The organism is Staphylococcus aureus (genome assembly GCF_001027105.1).
Taxonomy (GTDB): domain Bacteria; phylum Bacillota; class Bacilli; order Staphylococcales; family Staphylococcaceae; genus Staphylococcus; species Staphylococcus aureus.
Window position 1 is genome coordinate 18,485 of the sequence record NZ_CP011527.1, and the last position, 9,006, is coordinate 27,490.

Consider the following 9,006-nt stretch of genomic DNA (forward strand, 5'->3'; position numbering starts at 1 on the left):
TTATATCGTCGCGATCATTTTATCATCTCCAAATATTTTAGGGATGAGGCTGGGACATTAAGTTCTTAGGCAATGTAAAAAAGCTGATTTCTATTAATTATTTGATGGAAATCAGCTTTTTTGATATTTATTTTATAATGTACAGCTCGTTGAGCTGCTATTTTCCTTATATTAAGTGCCATTAATACAAAACCTAGCTCTCGTTTAACTTTATTTATTCCTCGAACTGACATTCGAGTGAAACCCAAAATAGCCTTCATAAATCCAAAAACAGACTCTACATCAATTTTTCTTTGACTATAGATTTTTTTCGTTTCTGGTTCAGAAAGCTTTTGATTAATTTGGGCTTTAAAGTATTCCCAATTATAATTCTTCATGATTTTCTTATTGGATTTCGAATTTGGCTTCATGCATTGTTGCCTCAAAGAACATGCTGAACAGTCATCGCATTCATATAGTTTGAAGTCACGTTTAAAACCATATCTATCATTACGGTTTGCATATCTTTTAAAACCTATTCTTTTGTTATTAGGACATATAAATTCATCATTAAGTTCGTCATATTTCCAGTTTTGAGTGTTAAAAATGTCACTTTTAAACTTTCTCGTTTTATCTTTAATAAACATACCATACGTAATAAGTGGCGTTTTATTAAAATCATCTATAATAGCCATATAGTTTTGCTCACTACCATAACCTGCATCAGCTACAATATACTCCGGTAAATAACCGAAGGTATTTTGAATCATTGTTAAAAATGGAATTAAAGTTCTAGTATCTGTCGGGTTTTGAAATAGGTCATAGGATAAAACAAATTGAGAATTTGTCGCTATTTGTAAATTGTATCCTGGCTTAAGTTGGCCATTTTTCATATGGTCTTCCTTCATTCTCATAAAAGTTGCATCATGATCAGTTTTAGAAAAGCTATTTCTATCTTTAAGAATCGATTTTTGTTCTTCATATTTACTTTTTCTTTCGGAATAATCATCAAATTTCTTTTTGAACTTCTTAATCTCAGTTCTTTTTTTACGGGTCTGTTTTCTAATTTGAGTACAATCTTCATTCTGAATAGAATGATTTAAATCTTCGATTTCTTTATCTAAATGACTACCAATTAAATCTATTTCTTCTATTGTTAAATCGCTATCTCCATCTTCTTTTATCTCTGGTATTATTTTTTCTTCAACTAAGTCACGATATAATGCTTTTGAATTTTCGTTCAATTTCGATTCGTGATTTTGAATACTTTTCTTCCACACAAATGTATACCTATTGGCATTAGCTTCTACTTTTGTACCATCAATAAAAATTGAATTATCATCAATAAGATTTTGCTTTAAACATTGACTATGAAACTGAATAAATAAAGATTCAATTAATGCATCAGTATTAGGATTTACTCTAAAACGATTAATAGTTTTATAAGAAGGTGTTTGATTTTGAGCTAACCACATCATTCGAATACTGTCATGAAGTAATTTCTCTATTCTACGACCAGAAAATACAGATTGAGTGTATGCATATAAGATAATTTTTAACATCATTTTTGGATGATAGGATGTTGCGCCACGATGATGTCTGAATTCATCGAATTCGCTATCAGGTATCGTTTCAACAATTTCATTAACATATCGTGAAATATCATTTTGAGGAATTCTAACAGAAGTTTCTATTGGTAGTGTAAGTTGGGTCATGTTATAATTTTTATACATAAGGCACCTCGTTAATTTAGTTTAGTGGTATTTATTAAATTATACGAAAGTGTCTTATTTTTTTAAAGTATTTCAAAGTAAAATTACATGTTAATACGTAGTATTAATGGCGAGACTCCTGAGGGAGCAGTGCCAGTCGAAGACCAAGGCTGAGACGGCACCCTAGGAAGGGATCCGTCATCAAAAATTCTATTTATAGAATTTTACAGTAATGTGCCAGACGGGCAAAGCGAAGCCATTCAATACGAAGTATTGTATAAATAGAGAACAGCAGTAAGATATTTTCTAATTGAAAATTATCTTACTGCTGCTTTTTAGGGATTTATGTCCCAGCCTCTCCGTAAATTGCACACATATAGTACCTATTTATCCTTCACTCTCATCAGTCGCAAACTATTTAATGCTACCAAAATAGTGGCTCCCATATCGGAAAGAATCGCAATCCAAAGGGTTAGCCAGCCTGGAATAACCAATAGTAAGGCAATTATCTTAATTCCGATGGCAAACGTGATGTTCGCTTTGATGATATTTAGCGTTTTCCTGCTAAGTCTTACTGCAAATGGAAGCTTACTTAAATCATCTCCCATTAATGCAATATCAGCTGTCTCGATGGCAGTATCTGTTCCAGCACCGCCCATTGCAATGCCAACAGTGGATGCAGCAAGTGCAGGAGCATCATTGACGCCATCGCCAATCATAGCTACATTACCATGCTCGGCTTTCATTTTTTTAATATAGTCCAACTTATCCTGTGGCATCAATTCGGACTGAATATCAGAAACGCCTACATGAGCACCGATTGCTTCTGCGGTACCTTGATTATCACCTGTCAGCATAATTGTTTGCTTGATTCCTAACTGATGAAGTTTTTGAATCACATTTTTACTTGTTTCGCGGACCTCATCTGCTACAGCAATCACGCCGAGGATTGTTTGGTCCGTTCCAATAATCATGGCCGTTTTCCCTTGGTTTTGTAAAACTTTCACTTTATTTTCAAACTCAAGGCTAAAATCGGAAACATTTAATTCTTTAAAAAGCCTTGGACTGCCAATGTAATAGGTTGTTCCATCTATATTCCCTTGAATGCCCCGACCTGTAATAGAAGTGAAGTCCTCCACTCTAACATCGGAATAAGTAATATTATCTTGCTCTGCTTTCTTCATTATTGCTGAAGCAAGTGGATGTTGTGATCGATATTCTAAAGCTGTAATAATGGAAAACAGCTCTTTTTCTTCCACTTGATCATTTAACACTTTAAAATCTGTTACCACTGGTACACCTTTTGTCAGTGTTCCTGTTTTATCAAATGCGATTGCCTTAATGGCTCCTAATTCCTCTAGATAGACACCGCCTTTAATCAACACACCTTTTTTAGCTGCATTTCCAATTGCCGAGACAATCGAGATTGGAGTAGAAATAACTAATGCACACGGACATCCAACTACAAGTACCGCTAATCCTTGATAAACCCAAGTATCCCAACTTCCACCAAAGAATAAAGGTGGAACGACTGCAACGAGCGCCGCAATAACCATAATGATCGGCGTATAATATTTCGCAAATTTATCTACGAATGCTTGCGCTGGAGCGCGCTCCCCTTGTGCTTCCTCAACCAGATGAATAATCTTGGAGATAGTTGTATCCTCTACGTATTTGGTGATTTTTACTTCAAGTAGTCCCTCTTCGTTAAGCGTACCTGCAAATACTTCATCATCTACCGTTTTGGCAACAGGGACAGATTCTCCTGTTATAGCAGCCTGGTTGACAGCCGACACACCATTTATAATGATCCCATCCATGGCAATTTTCTCCCCTGGTTTGACGATCATAATATCACCCACGGCAATATCGTCCACATGGATCATTATTTCCTGACCATTCCGCATAACAAGTGCTTCTTTTGGGGCAATATCCATCAATGAACGAATGGACTGTCTTGCTCTATCCATAGAAAAACGTTCAAGTGCTTCACTGATTGCAAAGAGAACGACAACAATGGATGCCTCTGCCCATTCACCAATGATGGCAGCTCCAATAACTGCTACGGTCATCAGGGTTTTCATGTCGAAATCAAAGCGTATCAAATTTTGAAAACCAACTTTAAATAGTGAATATCCGCCAATTACAATCGAACCTACAAATAACATGGAAGTTACAAGGTTATCTTCTCCATTTACAAAGTGAGAAAGGTAACCAAAAGCAATCAGTAATGTGGCAAACAGCAATGTGCTGTGTTTTTTATAAAACGGTATTTTCTCTTCTTTAGGAGCCTTAGTGTCTTCTTTGACCGCTTGCATCGATGAATTCGCTAGTTTTTCGGGAAATACCTTAAGATTCTCGAAAGCACCTGCTTTTTCAAGCTCTTGAACCGATGCATTTCCATATACATCAATTTTGGAAGCGCCAAAGTTCACTTTTGCATCCTGAACTCCAGCTAGTTGTTTTACATTTTTTTCAAACTTCCCAGCACAATTCGCACACGAGAAACCCTCCACACGGTAAACCTGTTTATCTTCTGTTAATGTTTTTGCTGAACTATCCAATACTAGCAACCTCCCTTTGATACAAGAAAGCTTTTTCTACAAGCTGTTTAACATGCTCATCATCTAGTGAATAATAGACTACTTTTCCTTCTTTACGGTATTTTGCTATACCTAAATTTTTCAATAATCTTAAATGATGGGATGCCGTAGCCGTTGAAGATTCAATGATATTAGCTACATCACAAACACATAACTCTCCCTCTAAAGACAAAACATAAGCAATTTTAACTCTTGTATCATCTGATAGAGCCTTAAAAACTTTCGCTACATCCATAGGATTCTGTTTAGCAAGGTCTTTTTTAGCCCTGTTTACCTTATCTTCATGAATATAGGTAACTTCACACATATCTTTTGTCATAATTATCCTCCTTATTCAAATGACTGTTTGTTTGATGATTATAATATATCCCACCATAAACAAATAGTCAAATGATTGTTTGAATGATATATAATTAATATTAAAAAGGATTGATTTCTAATGTTAGAAACCAATCCTTTCGGAGATTTTAACCAAATTTTAAAGTATCTTAAACATAACTGCCCCGTTAGTTTAAGTGCATCCTTTCACAATCTGTCTACAGATTAATAATTAAAACTACTCTTTATTATACAGATCTCCATATAATTTTTGAATTTGGTTCTGTAATTTTTTATTTTCTTTTTTTAATTCCATAACCCTTCTTTTTAAGGTTTTTATAAGGATTTCCTCCGAACGAGAACTTTTCTTGGGTTTTGAGACTACATTTGATGTTATTTGACGCTCACGAAGGGATTCGATTCTTTGCCTAATATCGTGTTCCTTATAAAGCCATGATTTAGAAACATTAGCTTCCTTTGCTATTGAATTAAAATTAATAGCTTTACCTTCAATCGAAAATTTAGAAATCGCTTTGTCTACTTTTTCCCTTGTCTTTTGTGATTTCTGCTTCGCCAAACGTACAATTTCTGTTGTATTTCTAACTTGTTTATCCATTGATAATTACCCCCGTCAAACTTCCAATGATTTGTTCGGTTCTGTTGCAAAGTTAGAAATATAGTATAATAGTCAACAAAAATGAGGTGCAGAGGATGAATTATTTCAGATATAAGCAATTTGACAAAGATGTCATTACTGTAGCCGTTGGCTACTATCTAAGATATGCATTAAGTTATCGTGATATATCTGAAATATTGAGAGAACGAGGCATCTATGTTCATCATTCAACAATTTATCGATGGGTACAGGAATATGCTCCTATTTTGTATCAAATTTGGAAGAAAAAGAATAAGCAAGCTTATTATAAATGGCATATAGATGAGACGTATATCAAAATTAAAGGGCAATGGAATTATTTATATCGCGCTATTGATGCAGATGGCCATACACTAGATATTTCGTTACGTAAGAAACGAGATAATCACTCAGCATATACGTTTATTAAACGTCTTATTAAACAATTTGGCAAACCTCAAATGATAATTACAGACCAAGCCCCTTCAACGAAGGTGGCAATGTCCAAAGTGATTAAAGATTTTAAACTTACCCCCAACTGTCATTGTACCTCTAAATATTTAAATAATCTCATTGAACAAGATCATCGTCATATCAAAGTAAGGAAAATAAGTTATCAAAGTATCAATACGGCAAAGAATACGATCAAAGGCATTGAATGTATTTATGGACTATATAAAAAGAACCGCAGATCTCTTCAGATCTACGGGTTTTCGCCATGCCGTGTAATTAGCATCATGCTAGCTAGTTAATACGAAGTATTATTTTAAACATAAGGTTAGACACTTATTTTTTAACTTTGCAACAGAACCTCCTATTTTTAGTAATATTTATAGCCCTAACAGTTAGATAAACTGCATTTATAAAACCCAAAATAGTATATGGAATTAAAATATATAAATTTTCTAATTGAACTAAGAAAGTTAACCCAACTAAAAATAAAACATTCAAAACGGTAGACATAATAAAAGCTATATCTAACTCATTTTTTTTATTCAAAATACATTCCTCCTTTTTTAAAATTTTACCATAGTTGCTTTATTGATGTTGAGCCTCGGAACCCTTAACAATCCCAAAACTTGTCGAATGGTCGGCTTAATAGCTCACGCTATGCCGACATTCGTCTGCAAGTTTAGTTAAGGGTTCTTCTCAACGCACAATAAATTTTCTCGGCATAAATGCGTGTCTATGCGTAGACATGGAGACACTTCAGAATTATGGAGTGATTACATGAGTTTAACTATTTTTCTTTATTCAGTTTTAGGAAGTTTATTAGCAAATTATATCTACGAAAAATCTTCGAAAAGAAGTTCAGCTCATGATAACGAGTTTACCTATGATGAATGAAGTCATTGGAAATCCACTACTAGATAAATTTATGAAAGATTTAATTATTCAAATTTTAGCAATGATTTCAGAACAAGAAAGAAATGAAAGTAAACGTCGACAAGCTCAAGGGATTCAAGTCGCCAAAGAAAAAGGTATATATAAAGGGAGACCTATTCTGTATTCTCCCAATGCTAAAGACCCACAAAAGCGTTTAGTTTATTACCGAGTTGTTGAATTACTTGAACAGGGTAAATCTATAAGTACTATAGCTAAAGAAGTTGGTATTACACGTCAAACTATATATAGAATAAAAAATAGTAAATAAAATAACATAGACAATAATCTATATAGATGTTAATCTATTTAATGTCTAGGAGGTTTATTCATGTCTTATAAAGAACTATCAACAATATTAAAAATTTTATCAGATTCAAGTAGGTTAGAAATATTAGATTTACTTTCTTGTGGTGAGCTATGCGCTTGTGACTTATTAGAACACTTTCAATTCTCACAACCTACACTAAGTCATCATATGAAGTCATTAGTAGATAATGAATTAGTTACAACACGAAAAGACGGCAATAAACATTGGTATCAACTTAATCATGCTATTTTAGATGATATTATCCAAAACTTGAACATCATTAATACATCTAATCAAAGATGTGTATGTAAAAATGTGGAATCAGGTGACTGTTGATGACTATTTTAGCAATTGTAATTTTTCTTTTAACTTTAACCTTTGTGATTTGGCAACCAAAAGGTTTAGATATTGGTATTACAGCTTTAATTGGAGCTGTTGTTGCTATCATTACAGGAGTCGTAAGTCTTTCTGATGTATTAGAAGTAACAGGTATTGTTTGGAATGCAACTTTAACTTTTGTGGCTGTTATTCTTATTTCATTAATATTAGATGAAATTGGTTTTTTTGAATGGTCTGCGATACATATGGTCAAGGCTTCAAACGGTAATGGCTTAAAAATGTTTGTTTTTATTATGTTACTTGGAGCAATTGTAGCAGCATTTTTCGCAAATGATGGTGCAGCTTTAATCTTAACGCCTATTGTATTAGCGATGGTAAGGAATCTAGGATTTAATCAAAAAGTGATTTTCCCCTTTATTATTGCCAGTGGTTTTATTGCTGATACTACATCACTTCCCTTAATTGTAAGTAACTTAGTTAATATCGTTTCTGCAGATTACTTCGATATTGGATTTATTGAATATTTTAGCCGAATGATCATTCCTAATATATTCTCTCTGATTGCTAGTATTCTCGTTTTATGGTTATATTTCAGAAAATCCATACCTAAAACGTTCGATACAGAAAATCTATCAGATCCTAAAAGTGCAATTAAAGATTCTAAGTTATTTAAGCTTTCATGGATAGTATTAGCAGTACTACTCGTTGGATATCTTGTTAGCGAGTTTATCCAAATTCCTGTATCAATTATTGCTGGTATTATTGCTTTTATCTTTGTAATATTAGCTCGTAAATCTAAAGCAGTTCATACAAAACAAGTGATTAAAGGTGCACCATGGAATATCGTTGTATTCTCTATTGGTATGTATCTTGTTGTGTTTGGACTAAAAAATGTAGGTATTACAACGGTCCTTGGGGATGTTTTAACAAACATTTCAAATTATGGGTTATTTAGCAGCATCATGGGTATCGGCTTTATAGCTGCTTTCTTATCTTCGATTATGAACAACATGCCAACTGTTTTAATAGATGCAATAGCGATTGGCCAATCCAGTGCTACAGGAATATTAAAAGAAGGCATGGTTTATGCGAATGTCATAGGTTCTGATTTAGGACCTAAAATTACGCCAATTGGTTCTTTAGCAACATTATTGTGGCTACATGTCTTAACACAAAAAGGTGTGAAGATTTCGTGGGGAACATACTTTAAAACTGGAATTATCATCACTATTCCAGTCCTATTTGTAACACTCTTAGGTTTATACCTTACACTAATCATATTTTAAGAAAAGGGGCTTTAATTATGGATAAGAAAACAATTTATTTTATATGTACAGGAAACTCTTGTCGTAGCCAAATGGCTGAAGGTTGGGGAAAGGAAATATTGGGTGAAGGTTGGAATGTCTATTCTGCTGGTATTGAAACACATGGTGTTAATCCTAAAGCAATAGAAGCTATGAAAGAAGTAGATATTGATATATCAAACCATACGTCAGACTTGATTGATAATGATATTTTAAAACAATCAGATTTGGTCGTAACGTTATGTAGTGATGCAGACAATAATTGTCCTATTTTACCACCAAACGTTAAAAAAGAGCATTGGGGTTTTGATGATCCAGCAGGTAAAGAATGGTCAGAATTCCAACGTGTTAGAGACGAGATTAAATTAGCTATAGAAAAGTTTAAATTGAGATAATCATAAACACCTCTTATTTAGTTAATAAG

The 9,006-nt window shown here is 33.5% G+C and carries 9 protein-coding genes and 1 pseudogene; 5 read left to right on the forward strand and 5 right to left on the reverse strand.

Annotation, left to right across the window (positions count from 1 at the left end):
- Positions 1 to 65: 65 nt before the first annotated feature.
- The 4 genes from AA076_RS14110 to AA076_RS14125 all read right to left on the reverse strand — a co-directional run bounded on the left by AA076_RS14110 (position 66) and on the right by AA076_RS14125 (position 5,228).
- A complete protein-coding gene (locus tag AA076_RS14110) occupies positions 66 to 1,712 on the reverse strand; it encodes an IS1182-like element ISSau3 family transposase (RefSeq protein WP_000277738.1) in 1,647 nt (548 codons plus the stop codon).
- Between the two features lie 362 nt (positions 1,713 to 2,074).
- The gene (cadA, locus tag AA076_RS14115) at positions 2,075 to 4,255 is read right to left on the reverse strand and encodes a cadmium-translocating P-type ATPase CadA (RefSeq protein WP_000378396.1); all 2,181 of its coding nucleotides are present in this window, start codon (positions 4,253 to 4,255) and stop codon (positions 2,075 to 2,077) included.
- Positions 4,248 to 4,613 carry an ArsR/SmtB family transcription factor gene (locus AA076_RS14120; protein WP_000159128.1) on the reverse strand — a complete coding sequence of 122 codons (366 nt, stop codon included), beginning with the start codon at positions 4,611 to 4,613 and terminating at the stop codon, positions 4,248 to 4,250. The genes cadA and AA076_RS14120 overlap by 8 nt, the downstream gene beginning before the upstream one ends.
- A 237-nt stretch (positions 4,614 to 4,850) precedes the next feature.
- On the reverse strand, positions 4,851 to 5,228 hold the full coding sequence (locus AA076_RS14125; RefSeq protein WP_000361064.1) for a DUF6262 family protein: 378 nt from the start codon (positions 5,226 to 5,228) through the stop codon (positions 4,851 to 4,853).
- A gap of 95 nt (positions 5,229 to 5,323) precedes the next feature.
- On the opposite strand from AA076_RS14125, the gene AA076_RS14130 reads away from it, so the two are divergent.
- The gene (locus tag AA076_RS14130) at positions 5,324 to 5,998 is read left to right on the forward strand and encodes an IS6-like element ISSau6 family transposase (RefSeq protein ID WP_001105942.1); all 675 of its coding nucleotides are present in this window, start codon (positions 5,324 to 5,326) and stop codon (positions 5,996 to 5,998) included.
- Positions 5,999 to 6,032: 34 nt separating this feature from the next.
- Here the strand turns inward: AA076_RS14130 and AA076_RS14135 are convergent, their stop codons facing one another.
- Positions 6,033 to 6,245 (reverse strand): hypothetical protein, encoded by a 213-nt coding sequence (locus AA076_RS14135; RefSeq protein ID WP_001035802.1) that lies wholly within the window; start codon positions 6,243 to 6,245, stop codon positions 6,033 to 6,035.
- A 277-nt stretch (positions 6,246 to 6,522) separates the two neighbouring features.
- Between AA076_RS14135 and AA076_RS14140 the strand changes: the two are divergent.
- The 4 genes and pseudogenes from AA076_RS14140 to AA076_RS14155 all read left to right on the forward strand — a co-directional run.
- Positions 6,523 to 6,900, forward strand: a pseudogene (locus AA076_RS14140) (helix-turn-helix domain-containing protein); the annotation flags it as partial.
- 60 nt (positions 6,901 to 6,960) lie between these two features.
- Positions 6,961 to 7,275: an As(III)-sensing metalloregulatory transcriptional repressor ArsR gene (gene arsR / locus AA076_RS14145; protein WP_000120605.1), complete on the forward strand. Its 315-nt coding sequence runs from the start codon at positions 6,961 to 6,963 to the stop codon at positions 7,273 to 7,275.
- A complete protein-coding gene (gene arsB / locus AA076_RS14150) occupies positions 7,272 to 8,564 on the forward strand; it encodes an arsenite efflux transporter membrane subunit ArsB (RefSeq protein WP_001834181.1) in 1,293 nt (430 codons plus the stop codon). Before arsR ends, arsB begins: the two co-directional genes overlap by 4 nt.
- 17 nt (positions 8,565 to 8,581) lie before the next feature.
- Positions 8,582 to 8,977, forward strand: coding sequence for a thioredoxin-dependent arsenate reductase (locus AA076_RS14155; RefSeq protein ID WP_000358995.1), 396 nt, complete (start codon positions 8,582 to 8,584; stop codon positions 8,975 to 8,977).
- The last annotated feature ends 29 nt before the right edge of the window (positions 8,978 to 9,006 follow it).

Bases quoted from the DNA above. Each gene is read 5' to 3' on its own strand.
- AA076_RS14110 (WP_000277738.1), bottom strand. From the start codon at position 1,712: ATGTATAAAAATTATAACATGACCCAACTTACACTACCAATAGAAACT.
- AA076_RS14120 (WP_000159128.1), bottom strand. From the start codon at position 4,613: ATGACAAAAGATATGTGTGAAGTTACCTATATTCATGAAGATAAGGTA.
- AA076_RS14125 (WP_000361064.1), bottom strand. From the start codon at position 5,228: ATGGATAAACAAGTTAGAAATACAACAGAAATTGTACGTTTGGCGAAG.
- AA076_RS14130 (WP_001105942.1), top strand. From the start codon at position 5,324: ATGAATTATTTCAGATATAAGCAATTTGACAAAGATGTCATTACTGTA.
- arsR (WP_000120605.1), top strand. From the start codon at position 6,961: ATGTCTTATAAAGAACTATCAACAATATTAAAAATTTTATCAGATTCA.
- AA076_RS14155 (WP_000358995.1), top strand. From the start codon at position 8,582: ATGGATAAGAAAACAATTTATTTTATATGTACAGGAAACTCTTGTCGT.